A 24,743-nucleotide genomic window follows, 5' to 3' on the forward strand; every position below is an offset into this window, starting at 1 on the left:
GCTGTTTTTAGAGTAATTCAGAAAGTTGAGTGACAAGATAAAGAGTGAGGGAAAGATGCGCGTAATCAGGTACACAGATGAGATGATTGAGGAGTTTAAGGCGGATGGTTACTGGACAACCGAAACTTTCTATGACTTCTGGGAGAAAAACGCCAGTGAACTGGCTGACCGGGAGGCGCTGGTCGACTCTAGGTACAGGATAACCTGGGGAGAAGCTCTGCCTTTGGTTAATTCGATTGCCGCTCATTTTATTTCCCGGGGAATTTCCAGGGACGCCCGGATTATTATTCAGGTACCGAATACCGCCTTTGGTTTCCTGGCCCGTATTGCTGCCGAAAGGGCCGGTCTGGTCGCCCTGGTAGCTTATCCCTACCTGCGGGAAAAAGAGCTTGACTACATGTTGGAAAGAACCCAGGCGGAAGCGGTGGTCTGCCCTTTTGAATACCGAAATTTTAATTATCTTGAGATGTTTAAAAATTTGAATCAAAAACATCAATGCATAAAATATTACTATCTGCTGGAGGAAGAGCTTCCTGCCGGGATGGGGGATGAAGTCTTCTCGTTGATCAAGGCGGCGCAGGAGCGAAAACAGCTTGGTGATGAAGAATACCGGCAGCGCCGTTTTGATCCCTGTCGTAATGTCTGTCTGCTGACCTCAACCACCGGGACCACCGGTATTCCCAAACTGGTTGAATGGCCAATCGCATCACGTCTCTGTACCTCTAAATCCCGGGTCGATCTTTGGGATTTGACCAGCGAAGATGTTACTTTTGCCATTGCCCCCCATGCCGGAGGTGCCGGGGGAACCCTGACCTATTTTGCTGCTCCCCTGGTGGGAGCCAAAGTGGTGCTGCTGGAAGATTTTGATCCTGAGCTGGCCCTGGCAACCGTTGAGAAAGAGAGCTGCACGGCAATCGGTGTCGTGCCGACCCATCTGGTCAGGATGTTGGAGAAAGATGTGGAAAAATACAATCTTTCCAGCCTGCGTTTTATCCGTTCGGCCGGAGGCTATCTCTCACCGCAACTGGCTGAAGATGCTGAAAACCGTCTCGGGGGAGCTATTACCAGCGATCTGGGAACTCAGGATGTGGGTTCTGTTTCCGGCTGCAAGGTAACCGACCCGGTTGATTTGCGGCGTCGGACTGTTGGCCGGGCCCTGCCGGGAAATGTCGTCAAACTGCTTGATGACGATGACAACGAGGTTCCTGAGGGCGAGGCTGGGGGTTTGTGGTTTAGAGGTCCCCACGCTCCGGCCGGCTATTATCGCGATCTTGAAACCACGATGACGGTTTTTCGTGAAGATGGTTGGACCACCACCGGCGATTTGGTAAAATACGATCGGGGCTGCCTGTGGATTATGGGACGCAAAAAAGATATGATCATCCGTGGCGGCCAGAATATCTACCCGGCCGAGATCGAAGGGTTGCTGAACGAACATCCCGCGGTTGCCAATGTTGCCGTGGTGGCTATGCCGGATCCTGAATTTGGCGAAAAAGCCTGCGCCTTCACGATTTTGAAAAAAGGCGGTTCCCTTACCTTTCAGGAGATGGTTGATTTTCTCAAAGAAAAGCAGATCGCCCGCTACAAGTTGCCGGAACGACACGAGATCATTGATGCTTTTCCGACGGTCGGTGATTCCGGTAAAGTGAATAAAAATACCTTGAAAACTATCATTGCCGATAAATTGAAAAGTGAGGCAGGGAACTGAAGGTTACCCGAGGTAAACATGGAAAAAACTATTCTTTTTATTGCCACCCTTGATACCAAAAACGTTGAATCCGAATATCTTAAGGAGGCGATCTATAAGATACCAGGTTGTCGGGTGCTGGTTATGGATATTTCCATGGCTGCCCATGCTGTCGGAAATGCTGATATATCCGCGGCCGAGGTGGCTCGCAGTGGCGGCAGCACCATCGAGGAAATTAATCAATCACGGGAACGGGCCAAAATTACCGCCATTATGATTAAAGGCGCGGTTGCTATTGCCAAAGAGTTGCTGGAGGACAAAAAGATCGATGGGGTTATCGGCCTGGGAGGTTCAACCGGCTCCCTGATGGCTACCGATGTTATGAGGGCTCTGCCGTTTGGGGTGCCGAAAGTGATGGTTTCAGCGACTGCGGCCCTGCCGGGCCTGGCCACCCGCTATATCGGTACCGGCGACATTATGCTCTTTCACTCGGTTATTGAGATCGCTGGTCTTTCACCTTTGCTGAAAAATGTTCTGGAACGGGCGGCAGCTGCCATCGCCGGTATGGTTCAGGTTGATACCCCTGCCAAAGGGACGTTGCAGTCGACGGGCAAAAAAGCCATTGCCATGTCGCAGTTCGGTATTTGTGAGGGGTGTGCCTCGGCGGTAAGAATCCGCCTGGAAGCAAAAAATTATGATGTTATCAGTTTTTCGGCGGCCGGGGTCTGTGACCGGGCCATGGAAGAAATGATTGCCAAGGGTCTTTTTGACGCGGTTATCGATCTGGCTCCGGGTGGGGTTGGAGAGTACCTGATGGAAGGGATGCGCTCAGCCGGTCCCCACCGCCTCGAAGCGGCCGGCAAACTAGGGATTCCCCAGATTATTGCTCCCAGTGGGGTGAACCTGATGAGCCCGCGCAAATCGCGCTACAAACCGGATTACCATAAGCGTAAAAAATTCGATCTCGATAAATTAAGGACGTTTCTGCGTCTCAATGAAGAAGAGATTATTCAAGTTGCCGTGGAGTTTGCTCGCAAACTGAACCAGGCAACCGGTTCGGTCAGAGTCCTTTTGCCCTTGCGTGGCTGGAGCTCAATTGATGGGTCCGAAAGCCAGATTTACGAGCCGGAGACCGATTATTTATTTATTGAAAACCTAAAGAAAAATATTAATAATAATCTGGTTGTTATTAAAACTTTTGATCTTAATCTTGAGGATGAAGCTTTTGCCACTCATGTGGTGGAGAACCTGTTAGATGTCTTACCTCAATGAAATAATTTCACAGTGGTTGCGGATGATAGTTAGAAGAAGAGATATTTTTCGCACCACCCTGGCTGATGACTGCGGGAATCTTGGCTACCTGGGGTTTGCGCCGGATGCTTCTGAGTATCATGTCGTCGTGCCGGTTGATCTGAAGCTGGCCCGGGGGGTTAAGGCCCTCAATCAACCTGATGATGGCACTCCTTTTGGTGGTTATCGGGGCTGGCACTATTATGAATGCCGTCCTTATCCTCGGGAACAGGGAAACGATGGCCGCCAGCTGCAGATAGACAGCAATGCTAAGCTGCTGACCATATGGATGCGTCAATTTGGCATTGAAGTGACTATCATTGATTGATAAAATAGTAACGATCTGAATGTAGGATTTTATTGTTTTTGGCTTACAGGCTGTCTTGAAAAATTAGAATTTTTGTTTGAGTACCAGGCAGGCGAAAATTATAACCGCAGGAATATATTTAATATTTTGAGGATTATAATTTTTGCCTAACGCAGTAATCGAGCAAAAAGGCCATTTTTCAAGGTAGCCTACAATGTTTGGAGGCACATAATGCTGTTACCCAAGTTTGATTATCACGCGCCTGCCAACCTGGAGGAAGCCTGTCAGATTATGGCCCACTATGGAGACCAGGCGCAGCTGCTGGCCGGTGGGACGGATTTGCTGATTGCTCTGCAGAAGAATCAGGTTTCTCCCTCACAGGTGGTTGCCCTTGATCGGGTTGAAGAGCTTAAAGGAATGGGGGTTGATGATGACGGCCTTTATCTGGGGGCTCGAACCACGGCTGCGGAGATTATGGATTGTGATTTTGGCCCAGGGGGGGACGCCTTGTCTCAGGCAGCTTCCCAAGTTGGTTCACCGTTGATTCGCAACCTGGCCACCGTGGGTGGTAATCTGGCGACGGCAATGCCAGCTGCCGATATGGTCCCGCCGTTGTTGGTTTTGCAGGCCAGCTTGATTCTGCAACGCTATGGAGATCAGCGGGAAGTTGAACTGAAAGATTTTTTTGTTTGTCCCGGAGAACAGGTCATGTTGCCGGAAGAGGTCATGAGTGTGATTTATCTTCCCCGATTGCCGGAAGCCACGGGAAGCGCTTTTGAAAAACTGGGGGTTCGCAAAGCCCTTGAGCGCTCCATCGTCAGTGTTGCTGCAGTTATTTCACTGGCGGATGATAACCGCACAGTGGTTCATGCCAGAATAGCGCTGGGAGCCGTGGCACCGACGCCGATGCTGGCGACAGAAGCTGCCGCGAGTTTGATTGGTAAAAAAGCAGTCGCGAAGAACTTTACCGCCGCAGCTAAGATTGCCGCCCAGGAAGCCCGGCCGCGCGGTCTGCGAACTTCCGCGGTTTACAGCCGCCTGATGGTGGAGACCCTGGCTGTCCGCGCTTTAACTAAGGCTTTTGAAGCTGCAAGGAAATAAAGGAGAAGATAAAACTATGAAGAAATGTCATATAACTTTTCAGCTTAACGGTATGACCACGGAAGTTCTGGTCAATCCTAACCAGACTCTGGTACGGATGCTGCGCGAAGATCTGGGTCTGACCGGGACCAAATATGGCTGCGGTGAAGGTGACTGCGGTTCCTGTACGGTACTGTTTGATGGTGAGCCGGTAAATTCCTGCCTGGTGTTGGCAGCCCAGGTTGACGGTCACCGGGTAACAACTATTGAAGGCGTGGCTGATGGAGATAAGCTTCATCCCCTGCAGACCTCATTTATTGAAAAAGGAGCCATTCAATGCGGTTTCTGTACCCCGGGAATGATTCTGTCGGCTAAAGCCCTGCTTGAAAAGCAGCCGGATCCCAGCGAACTTGAGGTCCGCACTGCGATTTCAGGAAATCTCTGCCGCTGTACCGGTTACCAGAAAATTGTCGAGGCAATTATGGCAACCGGGAAATCAGCCTGTGGGTGTTCTACAACTGATGAAAAAAAGTGTTGTGGGGAGGATTGATAATGAAGAAGAAACAATTTGAGGTTATAAACAGTCGGGCTCCCCGGGTTGATGCGGCGATTAAAGTCACGGGTCAGGCGCAATATGCCGATGATTTGCAGCGCTCCGGACAACTTTATGGAGCGATTTTACAAAGTCCATTGGCCCATGCTCGAATTCTTAATATTGATACCAGCCGGGCGCTGCGTTTGCCCGGGGTGAAAGCGGTTATTACCGCTGAAGATGTTGGTTTAACAAAATATGGTGTTTCTCCGGCCCGTTATGACGAAACCTTGTTTGCCCACGACCGGGTCCGCTACGTCGGGGATGAGATCGCCGCGGTGGCCGCAGTTGATGCCGCCACGGCTCAGGAGGCGCTGAAACTCATCAAGGTTGAATATGAGGAATTACCGCTTGTCTTAACCCTTGAAGAGGCACTGGCTGAGGGTGCCCCACAGTTGCACGATGATTATCCCGGCAATATCAGCGCCGAGGTGCACCAGGAATTCGGTGATGTTGCCGCCGCTTTCAAAGAATGTGATTTCATTCATACGCATAGGTTGGTCAATAAACGTCAGGACGGTGGTTTTATCGAGCCCCACGCCTGCATTGCCGAATATGATCATGCCGGTAGGTTGACTCTTTACACCTCAACTCAGGTTTCCCATTATGTCCAGCGAACCGTAGCTATGGTGACGGGTATTCCCATTGGCCGGGTGCGGGTCGTCCGCCCCTGTGTTGGTGGTGGATTCGGTCCCAAATGCGAAGCTACACCTCTGGAGATGAGCGCCTGTTTCCTGGCGATCAAGACCGGCCGGCCGGTGAAGGTAACCTATTCCCGGGAGCAGGTTTTTCTCCATTCCCGGGCCCGGCATCAGTTTTTTCATGAAATGACCACCGGGGTTAAAAAAGACGGGACGATTATGGCTTTGGCTCATGCCTGTAAGCTTGACGGCGGCGCTTATACTTCGTTTGGTATTGCGACGGTTTACTATGCCGGCTCGTTGCTGGGGGCTCCCTATCGGCTGCCGAATATGAAATATGACGGTTTCCGCGTTTGCACTAATAAACCGGCTTGCGGCGCTCAACGCGGCCATGGCGGAGTGGCGGCACGGGCTTGTTTTGAACAGCAGCTGGATATTATCGCCGAAGAGCTCAAGATCGATCCCGTTGAATTGAGAATGATGAATCTGATGGAGACCGGAGATGCCACTTGCAACGACCTCAACATGTCTTCCCTGGGAATGAAAGAATGTGTTGAGGCAGTTAAAAAAGGCTCCGGCTGGGAAAAGAAAAAAGGGAAACTGCCGGCCGGTAAAGGAATTGGCATGGCCTGTGGTTTCTTTGTTTCCGGGGCCGGTTATCCGATTTATCGTTCTGATACCTTTCATTCAACCGCGGAGATCAAGGTTGCCGAAGACGGAGGTACGGTTATTGTGCGCAGCGGCATCGCCGAGATTGGCCAGGGGGCTGATACCATGGTGGCCATGATTGCCGCTGAAACTCTTGGTATTCCACTCGCCGATGTCAGGGTTGATTCCGGCGATACCGACTATTCAGTTGATCTTGGGGCCTACTCTTCAAGACAGACCCTGATGTCAGGCCACGCGACCAAGGACGCGGCGGAAAACGTCAAGGTACAGATCCTTGAGGTCGTAGCCGATAAATTAAGTGTAGATGTGAAAAATCTGGATATTAAAGGTGGTTTTATTAAGGTTAAAGGTCGGAAAAGAGTCGATATCAAGCCATTCCGGGACTATTATCGCAAAGAACATCGAGGTTGGTCCAACCTGCCTGAAGGTGAAGAGTTGACTTTTACCGAAGCGGCCCGCATGGCTTTTTTGGAAAAAGGTACCATTGTCGGCACTGGAAAATATAAACCGCCGATCCTGGGAGGTAAATTCAAGGGTGCGGCAGTTGGTACCTCGCCGGCCTACGGTGGTTCATCCCAGGTTGTTGAAGTTTCGGTTGATCGTGCTACCGGCAAAATAACCGTTGATGCCATGACTGATGCTCACGATTGTGGCCTGGCCATCAACAAGACGATGGTTGAAGGACAGATGCAGGGTTCCTTAAGTATGGGTTTGGGTGAGACCCTGTTTGAAGAGGTGAAGTTTGATCAAAAGGGCAGATTGATGACTCCTTCCCTGGGTGAATATCGTCTTGCCACCGCCTTGGACATGCCCAACATCAATACCCTGGTGGTTGAAAGCGGAGAGCCCAATGGTCCCTACGGGGCCAAAGAGGTGGGTGAAGGAGCTATCATGCCAACCATCCCTGCTATTCTTAATGCGGTCTATGATGCCACCGGCGCCCGCATTACGGAATTACCCCTGACCCCGGAACGAGTGCTGCTGGCTTTGAAGGAAGCCCGGGAGAACAGTTAATAGTGGATGAGAATGCGGGAAAAAGTGGTCTGGATTATTATCAGTCGGTAAAAGAGTTTGTTGAAACCTCATTTGCCGTGGTTGATAACCAGTTGGTTCCCCTTCACCTTGAAAGAACCGTGAATTGGTTGCTGGAGTTGTATCCAGAGGCTGACGAAGCACTGCTCATTGCCGGGATTTCCCATGACATCGAGCGGGCTTTTCGCGAGGAGAAGGTGTACCGGAAGATGTTTAATTCCGATAGTGGTTTTCTGGATAGTTCTTTTCTTGATTACCATCAGCAGCGCAGTGCGAAAATCATCTTTGATTTTCTCCAAAGCCTTAATTGTCCAACAGCAATGAGCAAAAAAGTATTTCACCTGGTGTCCCATCATGAAACCGGAGGTGATTTTGAAACTGATCTGTTGAAAGATGCCGACAGCCTTAGCTTCTTTCAGACCAACGTCGATCTTTTTGTCACGATCAAGGTCAAGGAATCGAGTGTAGATAAAGTCAAAAATAAATTTATCTGGATGTTTGAACGTATCTCCACGCTGAAGGCCAAAGATATCTGCAGCTCTTTTTACCAGGATGCCATGGCCCGGTTAGCCAGGCTCGAAAACTGATTTAAAACAATGAATATTGCGATATTTGATTTTGAGGGCACGCTGGTTGACTTTCAGTGGCAGCTCAAGGCCGCCATGGAGGAAGTCTATCCGCTCATTGAAGAGTGTATATCCTCATGTGATCTTGATCGGGAGATTGTTGTCAGGGCTGATTACTGCCGACTCTATAATTATCTGCAGAAAAACATCTCAAATGTTGACCTGCTTAAAAAAATCACAAATCACATTGACACGGTTTTTGATTTTTATGATGCTGACGCAGCCCGGCGCTGGAGCCTTTATTCTGAAGTTCCATGGCTGCTCTCGACGCTTAAAAAAGCTGGTTGGGGTCTGGCGCTGGACTCAAATGTCGGGCGCCGGTCTCTCGACGCCATGCTGGATAAATTTTGCTTGGGAAGTTACTTTGATCTGACAGTCAGTCGCAACGATGTTGCTATGCTCAAACCGGAGATTGAAGGGGTTAATCTCATAAAGGCTTATTGCCGGGAAACATCTTTCGTTGTTGAGCAGATTTTTATGGTGGGTGACAGCGTTACCGATATTGAAACGGCCCGCAACGCTGGTATTAAGGTGGTTAGCTTGGTGAATGGTGAAGATAAGACAGAACGTCTGCGGTTGCACAAACCAGATTACTTGATTGAAAATCTGGCAGAACTCAAAACCATCTTTTCCTTACATTAAAATGACTTCCGGCAGATTCTCCAGGCTGTTAATGATGGCATCCGGATCTTCTTCTGCCAGCATTTCATGATTGTCAAAGCCGCTTAAAACCCCGATGGTTCTGGTCTCTGCCGCTTTGCCGGCTCTGATATCTATCTGCGTATCGCCCACATAAACACATCTTTCCGTTTTCGTTGCCAGTCGCTTACTGCATTCAATCAGCGGGTCTGCTGCCGGTTTTTTTCTGGCGGTATCATCCGCGGTCAGGATTTCCTGCAGCAAATGGATTATTCCCGCTTCTTCCAACGGTTTTAACTTCGCATGCATGTTTTGCCGGGGCGTTGAAGTAACTACGGCTATTTTGAAACCTTTTGCTGATATGTGTTGCAGGATTTCTTTTGCCCCTGGCAGCAGTTGTACCTGGCCGTTGAACATCTCGGGAGCAAGCTGCTTGGCAATAATCCAGGCTTCATCTTTCAATTGCGAATGATCGTCAAACATTGAGGCCGGAAAAAGTTTTTCCCAGAGAAAGGTGCCATCCCGGCTGGCTTTTTGTATCTGCTTGGTGCAAACTTTGGGAAGTTCCAGTTTATCGAGTACCGCATGGACAATCCGGTGATAAATTTTGACGGAATCAATAATGGTACCGTCAAGGTCGAGCATGATTGCTTCGACTATCAATTTTTTACCGGCTTTAGACCGGAGTTTCCGGCAGGCATCCGTCCCGTTGTTAATGGTGACTGAAACCAGGTCGCCATCATTTTTTCCCAGAGCTTTATGAACTGCTACCGGAGCCAGGATCTCAAGGATGTTCCGGCTATGAATCCTAGTCTCTTTAGCCGGAAATAGAACCGCTGCCGGTATTCCTTCCAGGTTCGCTGGTACAATCCGGGATGAGCAAAATTTCGGATCTGGAGACTTAAGTTCAACTACTGCACTGCTCAAAGAAGGTTCGATACTGGTGATGCCTTGGGGAGATATATCTATATTCAGGGTTCCGGGAAAGGGGACAAACCCGAGTTTTTCAGCACACTGGGCCATGACCCAGTCGAGTTGGGTGAAAAATGCAGCCTTTCCAGTGCCGGTGACAATTTTACCCGTAAAAGTGTGTTCGCATTTCATCTGAAATATCAGGGCTTTCTTTTTGAAAATTTTACGAATTTAATCTTGAAACCATTTTTTCTTATTAAAATCGTCAGCTGATATCGGCAGATTACCTTCTCCCTTGACCATTGACTTAAGCTTTAAGACAAGTTTGTGATCCTCACCCAAAGCAGCTTTTAACGAGTGGATAGCCCTCCTGACCGTCTGGTCCAGAAAATCCTGGAAATCTTGTAGTACTTCAGTCGGTAGATTGTTGTATGCCTGGCAGATATTATCTGTCCAGACGGAAAGGGCCAACAGATCGAGATCTTCGACACCGCTTTTTTTATAGACATAGCCCTCGAGGGATCCGACCGAGGCGGCAAACTGATAAATTGTAGCATAGATAGACATTGTTTTTCCTCTTACCACTCCAGCACTGCCGCCGCCCAGGTCAGGCCGCCGCCAAAAACGGTTAACAGAACCAGGTCGCCTTTTTCGAGGAAACCGCTGCGGTTGGCTTCATCAAGGGCGATGGGAATGGTGCCGGCCGAGGTGTTTCCATAACGGTCAATATTAATAAATACCTGATCCAGCGGTTTTTTGAACTGTTTGGCCAGCATTTCAATGATTCTGAGATTCGCCTGGTGGGGAATGACTTTGGTAATCTGATCGGCTGAGACCCCGGCTTTATCCATTGCTTTGCCGGATATCTCCACCATATTGCGGATGGCGTGCTTGAAAATCTCTCTACCTTGCATGCTAATGTAATTGTATTCCGGTTTGAAATCTTCCCGGCCCACCGGATGAAGTGACCCCAGGCCGGGGAGATGGAGCAGATCTCCCAGTTTGCCGTTGGACTGCATTTCCACCGAAAGTATTTTTGCCCCCTGGTTTTCCCGGGCTGCCACCACGGCGGCTCCGACCCCATCACCAAAAAGGACTGCCGTAGTCCGTTCATTCCAGTCCATGTGGTGGGAAACCAGTTCGCCGCCAATTACCAGTATGTTCAGTTCGGGATCATTTTTCAGAAAACGGTCAGCAATAGCCAGCCCGTAAACAAAGCCGGAGCAGGCGGCACAGATATCAAAGCCGGCGGCTTTATCGGCGTTAAGCAGGGTCTGCATTGTGCAGCCTCCGGATGGCATCAGGGTGTCGGGGGTCAGGGAGCCGACGATAATCATGTCAAGATCAGCAGCATTTACCTGAGCCATTTCCAAGGCTTGTCTGGAGGCTGGCAGGGCGAAATCGGAAAACTTTTCATCGGGTAAGGCGATGTGCCGTTCTTTTATTCCAGTACGCTGGATAATCCATTCATCTGAAGTATCCATGATTTTTTCGAGGTCGAAATTAGTGAGGATGTTATCCGGAGCTGCGGAACCGGTTCCCAGTATGACAGTTGATTTCATGGTCTTCTCCTGATGGGAGCGGATTTTATCCGAAGAATTGTTCTCCAACTTTTTTAAATACCGGCAATGACCGCTCAATAGATGCGTCATTGATGCAATAGGCCAGGCGGAAATATCCGGGACCCCCGAAGCCGCTGCCGGGTACTGCCAGGATATTGTGGGTTTGCAGTGTCCGGACAAATTGTACGTCATCGCTGATGGGACTTTTAGGGAAGAGATAGAACGCTCCTTTGGGTCTTTCAAGGGTAAAACCGGCAGCAACCAGACCGTCATAGAGAAGGTCACGTTTTCGCTTATATTGGGAGATATCAATAGCAGATCCCTGGATTCTGGCCACCAGCCGCTGCATGATTCCCGGAGCATTAACGAAGCCGAGAATCCGGTTGCTGAACAGGACGCCGGCGGCCAGGGAGCTGAAATCATCGGCATCAGGATTCAGGGCCAGGAAGCCAATGCGCTCGCCGGCAAGGGAGAGCTCTTTAGAATATGAATTAGCAATGATGCTGTTTTTATAAAAAGGAAAAACCGGGGGAACCACCGCGTCATCATAAATGATTTTACGGTAGGGCTCATCGGAAATCAGGTAGATGGGATGGCCGATTTCAGCTGATTTGCGTTCCAGCAGTTCACCCAGTTTTTGTATCTGGAATTCCGGAAAAATGGCCCCGCTGGGATTGTTGGGCGAGTTGATGATCACCGCCTTGGTTTTTTTGTTTATTTCTGCTTCTATGGCTTCCAGGTTCAGGGTGAAGTCAGTCAGGGGATCAGCGGTTTTCAAAATGCCGCCGTGGTTGTCCACATAAAAATTATATTCGACAAAGAAAGGCCGTGGAGAAATGACTTCATCACCGGGGTTGAGAATGGTTTTAAAAATAACGTTCAGCGCTCCGCCTGCCCCGCAGGTCATGACCACCGAATCAGCCGGTACACTGATTTTCTGCTCATGGCTCAGGGTGTTGGCCACCGCCTGCCTGGTTTCAGGGTAGCCGGCATTGGGCATGTAGCCGTATTTCATCGGGATACGTTCCTGGATAATCTTAACCAGTTCTGTTTCGACTTCTGCAGGTGGATAAACATCCGGGTTGCCAAGGGTGAAATCGTAAACGTTTTCAGCTCCCAGCCGGGCTTTTAACTCGGCTCCTTCCTCAAACATCTTCCGGATCCATGATGAACGATCCATAAAATTTTTAATTTTGTCAGCGATAGCCATGTCTAGTTTCCCTTCTCTGAGAGGAATTGATTGATTACGTTGAGTACCTGCTCCATCTGTTCAGGGGTGCCGATGGTGATGCGAATGCCCTGGTCAAGGGGCGGGGTGCTGAAGTAGCGAACCAGTATCCGGTGTTGTTGCAGATATTGGTACAAATCACCGGCCTGATACCCTGCAGGGGGAATAGTAAAAATGAAATTTGACCGGCTTGGATAGCTGGTGAATTTTTTTTCGGTTAATTGCTGGTTGAATTCCTCTCGCATCTTTTTTATTCTGGCAACAATTTCTTCCAGGTAAGCCTGGTCCAGCAGGGCGGCAGTGGCTGCTTCCTGGGCCAGGAGGTCAAGGTTATAACTGTCCCGGGTTTTGTCCATTTCAGCGATCAGCATCGGGGCGGCAAATGCCAATCCAACCCGCATGGCGGCCAGGGAGTATGATTTTGAAAATGTGCGGGTGACTACCAGGTTGGGACATTTATCCAGCAGGGACAGGGCACTTTCTTCGGCAAAATCTGCATAGGCCTCATCTACTACCAGGATGCCATCAAGTTGGTCGGCTATTGTCTTGATGTAATGGTTGGAAAATCCCAGGCCGTAAGGAGCATGGGGACTGGTGAGGAAAAAAAGTTTTATCCCTGTTGTTGTAACAACTGATTCAGGGGTTGCCGGATCAAAGGCAAAAGCTTTAGAATTTGCACCGCGAATTTGGGTTAAAACCGGGTAGAGAGAATAGGAGGGGTCAAAAAATCCCACCTGCTCACCGGGGTCAACAAAAGTGTCCAGCAGTATCCTTATTAAGTCATCGGAACCATTTCCAGCCATGACCTGTTCAGCAGTTACACCATATATTTCTGCTGCCGTCTGTCGCAGGCGACTGCTGACCGGGTCTGGATACAGCCGCAGTCTTTCATAATTCTCCGCTGCTTTTCTGATTGCTGCCGCTACTGCCGGAGATGGTGGATAAGGATTTTCATTGGTATTCAGCTTGATCATCCGGCTGCCGCGGGGGGGTTGAAAACCGGGAGTATAACCGGCCATTTCCCCGATTGCCGGACGGACATAAGGTGTCATACTCATAATAATTGAGCCGCTTCCTTGGCAAAATAGGTGAGAATCAGATCGGCCCCAGCCCGTTTGATTGACAGCAGGGTTTCCATCATCACCCGGGGGCCGTCAATCCAGCCAAGCTGATCAGCCGCCTTGATCATGGCATATTCACCACTGACATTGTACGCCGCCAGCGGATAATCAAACTCTTCCCGCATTAAGCGAATGATATCAAGATAGGGAAGGGCCGGTTTGACCATGATCAGGTCAGCCCCTTCCTGAATATCCTGGTCAGCCTCCCTGATTGCTTCCCGGACATTGGCCGCGTCCATCTGGTAACTTTGCCGGTCACCAAACTGGGGCGGGGATTCAGCCGCATCGCGGAATGGTCCATAGAACGCCGAGGCATATTTTACCGAGTAGGCCATGATCGGGGTTTCTTCAAACCCTTCATGATCCAGGGCTTCCCGGACAACTCCTATACGGCCATCCATCATGTCGGAGGGAGCGACCATATCAGCCCCGGCCCGGGCATGAGATACGGCTTCCCGGGCCAGAAGTTCCAGGGTTGGATCATTGAGGATTTTTTCTCCCTGGATTATGCCGCAATGTCCATGGGAAGTGTATTCGCATAAACAGACGTCGGTAATCACCTGTACCTGGCTGGCGGTTGATTTGATCGCCCTGATGGCCCGCTGAATGATACCCTGATCGTCATAAGCTTCGCTGCCCATTTCGTCTTTATGCTCAGGGATTCCAAAAAGGATGACCCCGGGAATTCCCAATGACTCCACTTCCTCCATTTCCTTGAGCAACATGTCAATGGAAAACTGGTAATTTCCCGGCATGGAGGATATTTCCTTTTTGACCCCTTCTCCGGGGCAGACAAACAGGGGATAAATGAAATTGTCGACGGACAGTCTGGTTTCCCGGACCATGCGGCGAATGGTTGGATTAGCCCGTAATCGTCGGGGGCGATAGATAGGGAAATACATGATATACTCCTTAAAGTTGATGACTTTGTAAAAACTTCACCTTCTTTATTATGATGCAATTTTCGCCATTGCAACGTACGGTAAATGAATGGTGTATGGTACAAGGTGTACGGTATAAGGAACCTTTAACCTTTAACCTTTAACCATTCTTTTATAGCTTCTATCAATCCTTCGACCGTATACTGGCTGGCTTCAATCAGGACATTCAGTCCAAGTTCCCGGGCAGTTGCCGTGGTTATCGGTCCAATACAGGCCGTTGGCAGCTGGCGGATACGCTCGGCAATCAGCGGTTCATGACAATGGTTGACCAAATTGCTTACCGCTGAAGAACTGGTAAAAGTCAGGATATCAATATTTTGTTGATCCGTAAATAATTTATTGATCTTTCCGGCCGATTTTTGCGGAAAGACGGTTTGGTAAACCATAATAACGTCTACCTTAGCTCCACGCTGACGCAGGGTTTCCGGCAAAATCTCGCGGGCTTTCAATGCCCGGGGCAGGAGAAAATACTTGCCGGCGACCGGGGTGTCTGCCAGTGCCTGCAGGATACCTTCTCCCTGAAATTTTTCTGCGACGATTTTGCTTTCCAGTCCTCGTTTTCTCAGGGCGGCACTGGTTTTTGGCCCGACACTGATAATGTTGCAATGCTTTAACCGGGACAGGTTGTGATTAAGATCTTCAAATCGGTTGCAGAAAAAATTTACCCCGTTAACGCTGGTAAAAATCAACCATTGGTACTTCTCTAATGAGGCAATTGCCTGATCCACAGAAACCCAGGAGTCAGGTGGAATTGTCTCAATAGTGGGCAGGAGAACTGGGATGGCCCCTTCACGGCGCAGCAGAGAGACAAAACTTTCAGCCTGGCTTTCAGGACGGGTTACCAGGATATGTTTGCCGTTCAGAGGACTGTTACTGGTTTTCCTGCTCATAACATTCCTGCAGAATTTCTTTAGCCCCCCGGCTAAGCAGATTTTTGGCCAGTTCAATACCTAACTGGTCAGGGTCCTCATCGGTGGACATGGTTTCTTTGATTATGGTACTGCCATCTATTTGGGCCACCAGCCCGGTCAGGGTCACGGTATTTCCGTTTACGGTTGCATAGGCGGCAATGGGAACCTGGCAGCCACCTTCAAGGGTTCGCAAGAAGGCCCGTTCAGCGGTTACCGCCAGGCTGGTTTCCCGGTGGTGGAGGAAACGGATGTAATCGTCGGTTTCCCGGTCATCCAAACGGATTTCCAGCCCCAGGGCACCCTGAGCGATGGCCGGCAGACTGAGCTCTATGGGTAGAACTTCGGTGACCTCGCCATCAAACCCCAGACGTTTGACCCCTGAATAGGCGAGAATAATGCCGTCATAATCATGGTTAGAAAGTTTTTTCAGCCGGGTATCAACGTTGCCCCGCAGGTCTTTAAGCTCCAGACCGGGATAGTGGTATTTCAGCTGAGACCGGCGCCGCAGGCTGCTGGTGCCGATTACCGCCCCCACAGGCAGTTTCTCCAGGGGGATTCCCTGGTAGGAAAAAAAAGCATCCCGGGGGTCTTCACGTTTTGGGGTGACCACAATGCCCAGACCCGGAGGTAGTTCGGTAGGTACGTCTTTCATGCTGTGAACCGCCAGGTCAATGGAGCCATTCAACAGGGCATCTTCAATTTCTTTGACAAACAGCCCCTTGCCGCCAACCTTGGCCAGGGGTACATCGAGAATCTTATCCCCTTTGGTTTTTATCAGGGTAATGGATACGTCCAGTTCAGGGTGTTGGGTGGTCAACTGGGATTTAACCCATTCAGCCTGCCAGCGGGCCAGGGCGCTGGCCCGGGAACCAATAATCAGCTTTTTTTTCTTCATGTCCTTTAACCTTATACCTTTCACCTTTTTTTCATTCGGTGTCATTAAGTTTATACATTTGTCGAACGATTTCCACCGGTAATTGCTCGCCGTATTCGGAATGTTCCTTGATAAAGCTGATGGGCTGGTGCAAAAGTTTATTGACAATTGCCCCGGCCATGGCCTCAAGTTTTTTTTGTTGTTTTTTTGACAGGTCGGGAAAACTGGACAGGGTTTTTTCCAGTTCCTGTCGGCTGATTTCATCAGCCATCCGGTGCAGGGCTTTGATGGTCGGAGCCAGCTGGAGTGATTCAAGCCAGTAAATGAACTTTTCCACTTCAATATCAACCAGAGCTTCAGCCCGTTCTGCCTCCTGTTTGCGATGGTCAATATTCTCTGTTACCACGTCCTGCAGGTCATCAACATCATAAAGAAAAATTCCATCCATATTGTTGACAGCCGGGTCAATATCCCGGGGAACGGCGATGTCAATGAGAAAGATCGGCCGGTGTTTGCGCTTTTTCAGGGCCGGTCTCAGATGTTCCGGTTTAATCAGGTAGGAAGGTGAACCGGTAGAAGTGAGCAGGATATCAACCCGTTGAAGTTGACTGTGAAAATCCTTGAATTCAATCGCAGATCCATCGAATTCATCTGCCAGTTGCCGGGCTCGCCGGTAGGTGCGGTTGGTAACCAGAACCTTTTTTACTCCCTGGTTGACGAAATGACGGGCAGCCAATTCGCACATTTCCCCGGCGCCAACCAGCATGACAGTTTTATCGTTTAAATCACCAAAGATTTTCCTGGCCATTTCCACGGCGGCAAAACTGACCGATACCGCACTATTGGCTATTTTTGTCCGGGTACGTACCGATTTGGCTACTGAAAAGGCCCGATGCATGAATTTGTTAAGAATCAGGCCGGTAGCTTTATGTTCTGAAGCCAGGGCATATGCTTCTTTCAGTTGGCCAAGGATCTGCGGTTCACCAATGACCATGGAATCAAGGCTTGAGGCAACCTGAAAAACATGCTGAATGGCTTCCTGGTCACAATAATAATATAAACTGTCAGCGAATCGGGCGGCCGGGAGATCTTTGAACGTGCCGATGAAATCTACCAGTTTATTTCTGGTAATTTCTGCATCTTCACAGATGCCGTAAATTTCCACCCGGTTGCAGGTAGAAAGGATCATACTTTCCTGCAGCCCCACATCCTGCTGTAGCTGCTGCAGTGCCTGGGGAATGCTGCCTTCGGCAAAGGCAAGGCATTCACGGACTTCTACCGGGGCGGTTTTATGATTGACTCCCAGAGTGACAATATTCACTTTATAACCTCAATGGGCGCCATAGGCATGGAGCCCCGACAGGAGCAGGTTAACGCCGAGAAACGTAAACATGATGGCCACAAAACCGATAATTGAAAGGATGGCGGCTTTTTTCCCCCGCCAGCCGGAGTTTAAGCGCCCATGCAGCAGGGCGGCATAGAGGAACCAGGTAATCAGGGACCAGGTTTCTTTCGGGTCCCAGCTCCAGTAGGACCCCCAGGCCAGTGAAGCCCAGATAGAGCCGGTTATGATTCCCAGGGTTAAAAACGGGAAGCCGATGCTTAAACAGGTATAGCTGAGCTGATCAAGCTGGTTTAATGATGGCAAACGTTTGAACAAGTTGCTGATGCGTTTGGTTTTAATCAGGTGTTCCTGGATTAAATACATGATTCCCAGACCGCAGGTTATGGCCAGCAGGGCGTTGCCGGCAAAACTGAAGACCACATGGACCGGCAGCCAGAAGCTTTTCAATGCCGGTGGGTGAGGCTTGACCGGCTGGATAATCAGCAGGCTCCAGAGCAGGCTGATGGTGGTTAACGGGTTGATGAAGGTACCGAGAATTGAGACTTTAGCGGTTCGTGAAATCCACAGGTAGATACCTGCCAGGAAAAGGGAAAAACAGGATAGTGATTCATGAAGGGTGGTAACCGGAAAAGCCCGGCTTTCCCAGAAACGCCAGCCGAAAGCAGCCAGATGGAGGATGAAACCACAGGTTATGAGCCAGTTTTCAACCTTGCTGGTTTTGGGGGAGCTGCGGTATATCTGGACAAAACCGGCCAGCATGCCCAGCGCATAGCAGAGCAGGGCACCGGTAAGCAAAAGAGAATAGGATGAAAAAATCATACAGAAAAAACCTTCATGGGCTTCATGTTCTTCATGGTAGAATAAAGAACTAATTTTAACAAGTCAGTTTAGCCGTAGCGTAAACATTCGACTACGTTTTCAGAAAAGATAAAAATACTCTCACAGAGGCACAAAGTCACAGAGAACCCGAGTCATTTGCCCTCTGTGACTCCGTGTCTCTGTGAGAAATAATAAAAATTTGTCAATCTATAGACAAAGTCGAATATTTACACCGTAGCTGACTTCAGTATTGTTCAGTCAAGTTGTTGTTAATAATGTCATATGGAAGTGGTATGACATGTATCGTATAGCGGGAAAAGGGGAAAATTGTCAACCTGTTTATGGGGTTATGGGAATCTGGCGGGAGTTGCTGACGGCATCTTTAACGAGGTATTGAAGCAAAAAAGGCGGCAGAAACTGCCACCTTTTGAAACAGGATTCAGATCGTTATTTGAGAAAAAAAGAATGGTCGGGATGAGAGGATTTGAACCTCCGACCCCTGCGTCCCGAACGCAGTGCTCTACCGGACTGAGCCACATCCCGAGTGCGGAATTCCTTATGATATTATTCTCAGAAAGTCAAGGGTAAATATTTGCCTGACAAAAAGCAACTGCTAAAAAAATATCGTTTCAACATGGAATAAACCTGCTGGGCGAAAACGCTTTTTCGTGCTATACATCGGCTAGAAAAATCTTGACTCGGGTTTGTTAGTTTGTGTATGTTCCAAAGTCTTTATGCCCTGCGATTATGATGATATCCTAAACCTTGGATAAATTTCCATCATCATCAATAACTACAAGAGCTAAATATAGTATAAATGCCTTGGTTTTATCGCACTTGCAAAGCCAGGGATCATCATTTTTTTAGTGACACATCCTTTCACTGGTTGAGTGGGGGATGGATTTTATTGATTTTTATAAGGGTCTCAATTGCAAATAGGGAGAAAAGATCTAAATGAATCATATTGGTTTTAAGGTTTCCGGTAGATCGCATACCTGCGGTGAGCTGCGCCATGTAAATATCGGCAGTCGGGTTATGCTGGCTGGCTGGGTACAGAACTGGCGGGATCATGGTGGAGTGGTCTTTGTGGATTTGCGGGATCGTTATGGTTTGACCCAAGTGGTTTTCAACCCTGAGATTTCATTGGGGTCCCATAAACTGGCCCATTCCGTGCGCAGTGAATTTGTCCTGCAGGTGGAGGGGGAGGTGGCTGCCCGTCCGGAGGGGACGGTGAATGAAAATCTGGCAACGGGTGAAATTGAGATTATTGTTGACCAGGTAAAAGTACTTAACCAGGCGAAAACCCCGCCCTTCATGGCGGATGATCCCGGAGACATTTCGGAGATTTTGCGGCTCCAATATCGTTATCTTGATCTGCGGCGACCGGCCATGCAGCAGGCGATGATTTTCCGCCACCGGCTGACCAGCCTGGTGCGGTCATTTTTAGATGAACGTGGGTTCCTGGATCTGGAAACGCCCATGCTGACAAAAAGCACTCCGGAAGGAGCCCGAGACTACCTGGTTCCCAGTCGTACCAATCCGGGAGAGTTCTTTGCCCTGCCTCAGTCCCCCCAGCTTTTTAAACAATTATTGATGGTTTCCGGATTCGATCGTTATTTTCAGATTGTCAAATGCTTTCGGGATGAAGACCTGCGGGCTGACCGGCAGCCGGAATTTACCCAGATCGATATGGAGATGTCTTTTGTTGAACCCGGGGATATTATTGTTCTGATTGAAGAATTGATGACGGAAATCTTTAAGCGCCTGCTTGATATTGAGCTGCCGGCATCGTTTCAGCAATTGACCTATGAACAGGCTATGGCTGACTACGGTCTTGATGCTCCAGACCTGCGTTTTGAGCTGAAATTGATTGATCTGGGGAAAGTGTTTGCCGCCAGTGGCTTTAAGGTTTTCCGTTCGGTGTTGGATGGCGGTGGCATTATCAAAGGTCTTAACCTGAAGGGTGGAGCAACACTCTCCAGGAAGGAAATCGATGACCTGCTGGATGTGGTGAAAGTATATGGGGCCAAGGGTCTGGCCTGGATTAAGATCACGGCGGATGGCTGGCAGTCGCCGATCGTCAAATTTTTCAGTGAGCCGGAGGTTGAAGCACTGAAAGATGCCATGCAGGTAGAAGCTGGAGATCTTTTGCTGTTTGTTGCCGATCAGCCGGCCATAGTCAATGAATCCCTGGGGCGATTGCGATTGCATCTGGCTAAAATGATGAATCTTATTGATGAACAGCAGTTTTCTTTTTGTTGGGTAACTCATTTTCCCTTATTGGAATATGACGGCAAGGAAAAAAGGCATGTGGCTATCCACCATCCATTTACCGCGCCTCTGGATGAAGATATTCCTTTGTTGCAGACAGACCCCGGTGCGGTTCGTTCTAAGGCCTATGATCTGGTGCTGAACGGCATCGAAATCGGTGGTGGCAGCATCAGGATCCATGATTCAAACCTGCAGGAACGGATTTTTACCCTTCTGCAGATCGGTCCGGAGGAGGCCCGGAAAAAATTTGGTTTCCTGCTGGATGCTCTTGAGTATGGGGCACCGCCACACGGAGGGATTGCTTTTGGCCTTGATCGCATGGTGATGTTATTGCTGCGTCTGCCATCCATCCGTGACGTTATTGCTTTCCCCAAAACTCAGAAGGCTACCTGCTTGATGACTGGAGCTCCAACTGCTGTTGGCAGCCGGCAATTGAGGGAACTGGCGATAAAACTGACGTAAAGGCGAAAGGCTAAAGGTTAAAGGTTAAAGGATACACGGGATCGGGGACAGTACTTTAGTGCTGTCCCCATGCGAAGCAGGGCGAAGCAAAAGTGCAAATCTGTTCCGTGAGAGGGCGAAGCTAAGGTTCCTTGTACCGTACACCTTGTACCATACACCATTCGTTTACTGTACGCTGCAATGGTGAAGGTTGCAGTATAAGGTCGAAGACGGCTTTTTTACGACGCTATCAATTGATGGAGGAATTTTATGGGACAGACCCTGGTGGAAAAGGTTTTATCAGCCCATGCCGGGCGAGCGTTACAGGCTGGAGATATGGCAGTCTGTAATGTTGATGTGTGTCTGACTCAGGATGGTACCGGGCCCCTGGCCGTGCGGCAGATTGAAAAACTGGGGATTGAAGGGGTTAAAAATCCGGAGAAAACGGTACTGTTTATTGATCATGCGGCTCCAAGCCCCAGCAAAGAGTTATCCAATGACCATATGTTATTGCGTGCCTTTGCCGAAAAAACCGGTAGCCGGCTTTCTGAAATTGGTGATGGTGTCTGTCACCAGGTGATTATGGAAAAATACCTGAATCCGGGAGAACTTTTAATTGGTGCTGATTCGCATACCTGCACCGGTGGTGCCATTGGTGCCTTTGCCACCGGAATGGGTTCAACTGATGTGGCGGTGGGAATGGTTTTGGGAAAAACCTGGCTGCGGGTTCCTGAAACGTTGAAATTTATAATTAGCGGAACTTTGCCGCCGGGAGTTTATTCCAAGGATATTATTTTACATATCATCGGTATGATCGGAGCCGATGGAGCGACCTATAAATCAATGGAATTTGCCGGGGAGACCATTGAACGGATGACGGTTCCCGAAAGAATGGTGCTTTCAAATATGGCGGTTGAGGCCGGAGCCAAGTGCGGGCTGATTGCCAGTGATGAGATGACCGGCAAATTTATGGAGGAAATGGGGCGTAAGGAATTTTTTAAGCCGATCAAGGCGGATACTGATGCCGTTTATGAGCGCGTTTATAAACTCAATGTCGCCGAAATCAGCCCCACGGTTTCCTTTCCTCATACGGTTGATAATACCAGACCCATTGATCATGATGATTGCCGGGATATTTCCATCCAGCAGGTTTTTATCGGCACTTGCACTAATGGTCGTATCGAGGACCTGCGGATTGCCGCTGCGATGCTCAAAGGGCGGAAGGTACATCATGGGACCCGCTTGATTGTGACCCCGGCTTCCCGGCGGGTATATGGACAGGCTCTGCGGGAAGGACTGTTGGAAATATTCAATGATGCCGGAGCTTCAATCAATACCCCGGGTTGTGGTGCCTGTGTCGGGGTTCATCAGGGAATTCTTGGTGATGGAGAACGCTGTCTGGCAACCCAGAACCGTAATTTTCAAGGACGAATGGGCAATGTCAAGGGCTTCATTTATCTGGGATCGCCAGCGACAGCCGCGGCGACGTCCTTGGCCGGGAAACTGGTTGATCCGCGAAAATATCTTTAAGACAGGAGAATACTATGTTGAAGGGAAAAGCCTGGTTATTTGGTGATGATATAAGTACCGATCATATAGCTCCGGGACGTCTGTTTCACTTGCGTTCCAATCTGCCGGAGCTGGCTGAGCATGTACTGGAAGATGCACGACCGGAGTTTGCGGGAAAAATGGCCAAAGGTGATTTTGTCATCGGTGGCCGGAATTTTGGCCTCGGTTCCAGCCGGGAGCATGCGCCGACCATTATCGCACTGGCTGGTGTCAGTGCAGTTGTCGCAAAATCGTTTGCCCGGATATTTTTTCGTAATGCTATTAATGTGGGGCTGCCGGTCATTATCTGTGATACCGATCGTATTAAAGAAGGTGATCAGCTGGAAGCTGATCTGGAAAAGGGAGTTTTTAAGAATATTACCCAGGGGTACGAAGAATCATTTCCGGCACTGCCACCGGTGATGACGGCGATTTTGGCGGAAGGCGGGTTGGTTCCATATGTGCAGAAGCACGGAGATCTGGCAATCTGAAGGCTGAGTTGAAAAATGGCCTTTTTGCGTAAAACTCTATTGATAACTCAACTTTCTGAGTTGCATTGCCAGGGATATATTGGCAGGATGTTCGGGCTTGGCTCGTAGCGGTATTGGCCGCCGAACGAATCACACGATGTGATTCGCGGCGGACGCCTCGGAAGCCGGCCATGGACGGCCGGCGAGAATGAGCGAGAGCCATGCCGGAACATCCACGGATATTTTTTGAGATTTCTTGCAGCGTTTTTAGAGTAACTCAAAAAGTTGAGTTGATAAGTTTCTAACGTAGATAAATGGTTTTTTTTAAGGAGAACTGAATGTCTGATCAAAATATTCCAGGAACGTTGATTACGTATCAGAATGGTGAATACCTGGTTGCGGATGATCCGATTATTGGTTTCATCGAAGGCGACGGCATCGGTCCTGATATCTGGCGGGCAACCCGGCCGGTTCTTGATGCAGCCGTGGCCAGGGCTTATGGGGGGCGCCGGCAGATTGCCTGGAAGCCACTCCTGGTGGGTGAAAAAGCCTATCAGAAAACCGGCTCTTATCTCCCTCCTGAGGCGCTGGAAGAAATCAAAAAATACCGGGTGGCTATCAAAGGTCCCTTGTCAACCCCGGTGGGCGGCGGAATCCGCAGTCTCAACGTGGCCCTGCGGCAATATTTTGATTTGTATGCCTGTATGCGTCCGGTTTGCTATTATGATGGAGTTCCCAACCCGATGAAGCATCCGGAGCTTCTGGACGTGGTGATTTTCCGGGAGAATACCGAAGATGTCTATGCCGGAATTGAATGGGAGTCAGGTTCTCCTGAAGCGGAAAAATTGATTGCTTTTCTGCGGGATCAATTGGGGGCCGACATTCGTCCGGAATCAGGAATCGGTATTAAGCCAATGAGTCCTTCAGGCAGTAAGCGTCTGGTACGTAAAGCGATCGAATATGCCATTGAACATCAGGTGCGGGTGGTGACTTTGGTGCATAAGGGGAATATCATGAAATTCACCGAGGGTGCCTTCCGTCAGTGGGGTTATGAAGTGGCCCGGGATGAATTTGCTGATCAGGTGATTACCGAGGAGGATTTGTATGCAAACTATGATGGTGTCCTGCCAACTGGGAAGATACTCTTAAATGACCGGATTGCAGATGCTATTTTCCAGCAGCTTCTGCTGCGCCCGGCTGAATATGAAGTGCTGGCAACCCCCAATCTGAACGGCGACTATCTTTCTGATGCCTGCGCGGCCCAGGTGGGTGGGCTGGGAATGGCTCCGGGGGCCAATATTGGTGACGGAATCGCTATTTTTGAAGCAACCCACGGCACGGCCCCCAAATATGCCGGTTTGGACAAAGTGAACCCCGGGTCGCTCATTCTTTCAGGTAAGATGATGCTGGACATGCTGGGTTGGCCGGAGGCGGCGGAAATGGTTGAAAAGGCGTTGCAACAGGCCATCATCAACAAGAAAGTTACCTATGATCTGGCCAGGCAAATGGATGGGGCTCAAGAAGTTGGCTGCCGGGCCTTCGGTGAGCAGATTATCTCGTGTATGTCTTGATGGATTTTATCCGGGCTTCAGTCTTTCCCCGGTAGCTGAGCTGCTTAGTTATTAAACATCATATTTGACAAAGTTGGTCCCACCGGCTAGATTAATCATAAGCTGGTGGGGCTTTTTTGGTTCTGCTGGACAACAGGGAGTAAAAAAGAAAGTACGAGAAAACTGC

The 24,743-nt window shown here is 49.4% G+C and carries 22 protein-coding genes and 1 tRNA gene; 12 read left to right on the plus strand and 11 right to left on the minus strand.

What is annotated here, in order from left to right; genetic code table 11:
* Nucleotides 1–55 precede the first annotated feature (55 nt).
* The 8 genes from U9P07_01520 to U9P07_01555 all read left to right on the plus strand — a co-directional run bounded on the left by U9P07_01520 (nucleotide 56) and on the right by U9P07_01555 (nucleotide 8,566).
* Entirely contained in the window at nucleotides 56–1,708 is a 1,653-nt protein-coding gene (locus U9P07_01520) for a class I adenylate-forming enzyme family protein (protein MEA2108084.1), read from the plus strand.
* Between the two features lie 18 nt (nucleotides 1,709–1,726).
* Nucleotides 1,727–2,959, plus strand: coding sequence for a Tm-1-like ATP-binding domain-containing protein (locus tag U9P07_01525; GenBank protein MEA2108085.1), 1,233 nt, complete (start codon nucleotides 1,727–1,729; stop codon nucleotides 2,957–2,959).
* A complete protein-coding gene (locus tag U9P07_01530; GenBank protein MEA2108086.1) occupies nucleotides 2,943–3,305 on the plus strand; it encodes a hypothetical protein in 363 nt (120 codons plus the stop codon). Before U9P07_01525 ends, U9P07_01530 begins: the two co-directional genes overlap by 17 nt.
* A gap of 210 nt (nucleotides 3,306–3,515) precedes the next feature.
* Nucleotides 3,516–4,385 carry an FAD binding domain-containing protein gene (locus U9P07_01535; protein ID MEA2108087.1) on the plus strand — a complete coding sequence of 290 codons (870 nt, stop codon included), beginning with the start codon at nucleotides 3,516–3,518 and terminating at the stop codon, nucleotides 4,383–4,385.
* A gap of 16 nt (nucleotides 4,386–4,401) precedes the next feature.
* Nucleotides 4,402–4,914 carry a (2Fe-2S)-binding protein gene (locus tag U9P07_01540; GenBank protein MEA2108088.1) on the plus strand — a complete coding sequence of 171 codons (513 nt, stop codon included), beginning with the start codon at nucleotides 4,402–4,404 and terminating at the stop codon, nucleotides 4,912–4,914.
* 2 nt (nucleotides 4,915–4,916) lie between these two features.
* A complete protein-coding gene (locus tag U9P07_01545; GenBank protein MEA2108089.1) occupies nucleotides 4,917–7,280 on the plus strand; it encodes a molybdopterin cofactor-binding domain-containing protein in 2,364 nt (787 codons plus the stop codon).
* A gap of 2 nt (nucleotides 7,281–7,282) precedes the next feature.
* On the plus strand, nucleotides 7,283–7,885 hold the full coding sequence (locus U9P07_01550) for a DUF4202 family protein (protein ID MEA2108090.1): 603 nt from the start codon (nucleotides 7,283–7,285) through the stop codon (nucleotides 7,883–7,885).
* A gap of 9 nt (nucleotides 7,886–7,894) precedes the next feature.
* Nucleotides 7,895–8,566 (plus strand): HAD family hydrolase, encoded by a 672-nt coding sequence (locus tag U9P07_01555; GenBank protein ID MEA2108091.1) that lies wholly within the window; start codon nucleotides 7,895–7,897, stop codon nucleotides 8,564–8,566.
* Here U9P07_01555 and U9P07_01560 read toward each other — a convergent pair.
* The 11 genes from U9P07_01560 to U9P07_01610 all read right to left on the minus strand — a co-directional run bounded on the left by U9P07_01560 (nucleotide 8,558) and on the right by U9P07_01610 (nucleotide 18,819).
* The gene (locus tag U9P07_01560) at nucleotides 8,558–9,667 is read right to left on the minus strand and encodes an HAD-IA family hydrolase (protein ID MEA2108092.1); all 1,110 of its coding nucleotides are present in this window, start codon (nucleotides 9,665–9,667) and stop codon (nucleotides 8,558–8,560) included. The genes U9P07_01555 and U9P07_01560 overlap by 9 nt on opposite strands.
* Before the next feature lie 39 nt (nucleotides 9,668–9,706).
* Nucleotides 9,707–10,042: a hypothetical protein gene (locus tag U9P07_01565; GenBank protein MEA2108093.1), complete on the minus strand. Its 336-nt coding sequence runs from the start codon at nucleotides 10,040–10,042 to the stop codon at nucleotides 9,707–9,709.
* 11 nt (nucleotides 10,043–10,053) lie between these two features.
* Nucleotides 10,054–11,037 (minus strand): beta-ketoacyl-ACP synthase III, encoded by a 984-nt coding sequence (locus tag U9P07_01570; protein ID MEA2108094.1) that lies wholly within the window; start codon nucleotides 11,035–11,037, stop codon nucleotides 10,054–10,056.
* Between the two features lie 25 nt (nucleotides 11,038–11,062).
* On the minus strand, nucleotides 11,063–12,247 hold the full coding sequence (locus U9P07_01575) for a pyridoxal phosphate-dependent aminotransferase (GenBank protein MEA2108095.1): 1,185 nt from the start codon (nucleotides 12,245–12,247) through the stop codon (nucleotides 11,063–11,065).
* Between the two features lie 2 nt (nucleotides 12,248–12,249).
* Complete coding sequence (gene hisC / locus U9P07_01580) at nucleotides 12,250–13,323, minus strand: histidinol-phosphate transaminase (protein MEA2108096.1); 1,074 nt, start codon at nucleotides 13,321–13,323, stop codon at nucleotides 12,250–12,252.
* Nucleotides 13,320–14,288 carry a porphobilinogen synthase gene (gene hemB, locus U9P07_01585; protein ID MEA2108097.1) on the minus strand — a complete coding sequence of 323 codons (969 nt, stop codon included), beginning with the start codon at nucleotides 14,286–14,288 and terminating at the stop codon, nucleotides 13,320–13,322. The genes hisC and hemB overlap by 4 nt, the downstream gene beginning before the upstream one ends.
* 125 nt (nucleotides 14,289–14,413) lie before the next feature.
* Nucleotides 14,414–15,217, minus strand: a complete 804-nt coding sequence (locus tag U9P07_01590; protein ID MEA2108098.1) for a uroporphyrinogen-III synthase — start codon at nucleotides 15,215–15,217, stop codon at nucleotides 14,414–14,416.
* Entirely contained in the window at nucleotides 15,198–16,133 is a 936-nt protein-coding gene (hemC, locus tag U9P07_01595) for a hydroxymethylbilane synthase (GenBank protein MEA2108099.1), read from the minus strand. Before hemC ends, U9P07_01590 begins: the two co-directional genes overlap by 20 nt.
* Nucleotides 16,134–16,164: 31 nt before the next feature.
* Nucleotides 16,165–17,433 carry a glutamyl-tRNA reductase gene (gene hemA / locus U9P07_01600; GenBank protein MEA2108100.1) on the minus strand — a complete coding sequence of 423 codons (1,269 nt, stop codon included), beginning with the start codon at nucleotides 17,431–17,433 and terminating at the stop codon, nucleotides 16,165–16,167.
* 9 nt (nucleotides 17,434–17,442) lie between these two features.
* The gene (gene ccsB, locus U9P07_01605) at nucleotides 17,443–18,276 is read right to left on the minus strand and encodes a c-type cytochrome biogenesis protein CcsB (protein MEA2108101.1); all 834 of its coding nucleotides are present in this window, start codon (nucleotides 18,274–18,276) and stop codon (nucleotides 17,443–17,445) included.
* A 466-nt stretch (nucleotides 18,277–18,742) separates the two neighbouring features.
* Nucleotides 18,743–18,819, minus strand: a tRNA-Pro gene (locus U9P07_01610).
* A gap of 411 nt (nucleotides 18,820–19,230) precedes the next feature.
* On the opposite strand from U9P07_01610, the gene aspS reads away from it, so the two are divergent.
* The 4 genes from aspS to icd all read left to right on the plus strand — a co-directional run bounded on the left by aspS (nucleotide 19,231) and on the right by icd (nucleotide 24,577).
* A complete protein-coding gene (aspS, locus tag U9P07_01615; protein ID MEA2108102.1) occupies nucleotides 19,231–21,009 on the plus strand; it encodes an aspartate--tRNA ligase in 1,779 nt (592 codons plus the stop codon).
* Nucleotides 21,010–21,258: 249 nt separating this feature from the next.
* Nucleotides 21,259–22,518 (plus strand): 3-isopropylmalate dehydratase large subunit, encoded by a 1,260-nt coding sequence (locus U9P07_01620; protein MEA2108103.1) that lies wholly within the window; start codon nucleotides 21,259–21,261, stop codon nucleotides 22,516–22,518.
* 14 nt (nucleotides 22,519–22,532) lie between these two features.
* The gene (locus U9P07_01625; GenBank protein MEA2108104.1) at nucleotides 22,533–23,027 is read left to right on the plus strand and encodes a 3-isopropylmalate dehydratase small subunit; all 495 of its coding nucleotides are present in this window, start codon (nucleotides 22,533–22,535) and stop codon (nucleotides 23,025–23,027) included.
* A gap of 317 nt (nucleotides 23,028–23,344) precedes the next feature.
* Nucleotides 23,345–24,577 carry an isocitrate dehydrogenase (NADP(+)) gene (gene icd, locus U9P07_01630; GenBank protein ID MEA2108105.1) on the plus strand — a complete coding sequence of 411 codons (1,233 nt, stop codon included), beginning with the start codon at nucleotides 23,345–23,347 and terminating at the stop codon, nucleotides 24,575–24,577.
* Nucleotides 24,578–24,743 lie beyond the last annotated feature (166 nt).

The sequence above is a fragment of the Pseudomonadota bacterium genome, from assembly GCA_034660915.1.
Taxonomy (GTDB): domain Bacteria; phylum Desulfobacterota; class Anaeroferrophillalia; order Anaeroferrophillales; family Anaeroferrophillaceae; genus DQWO01.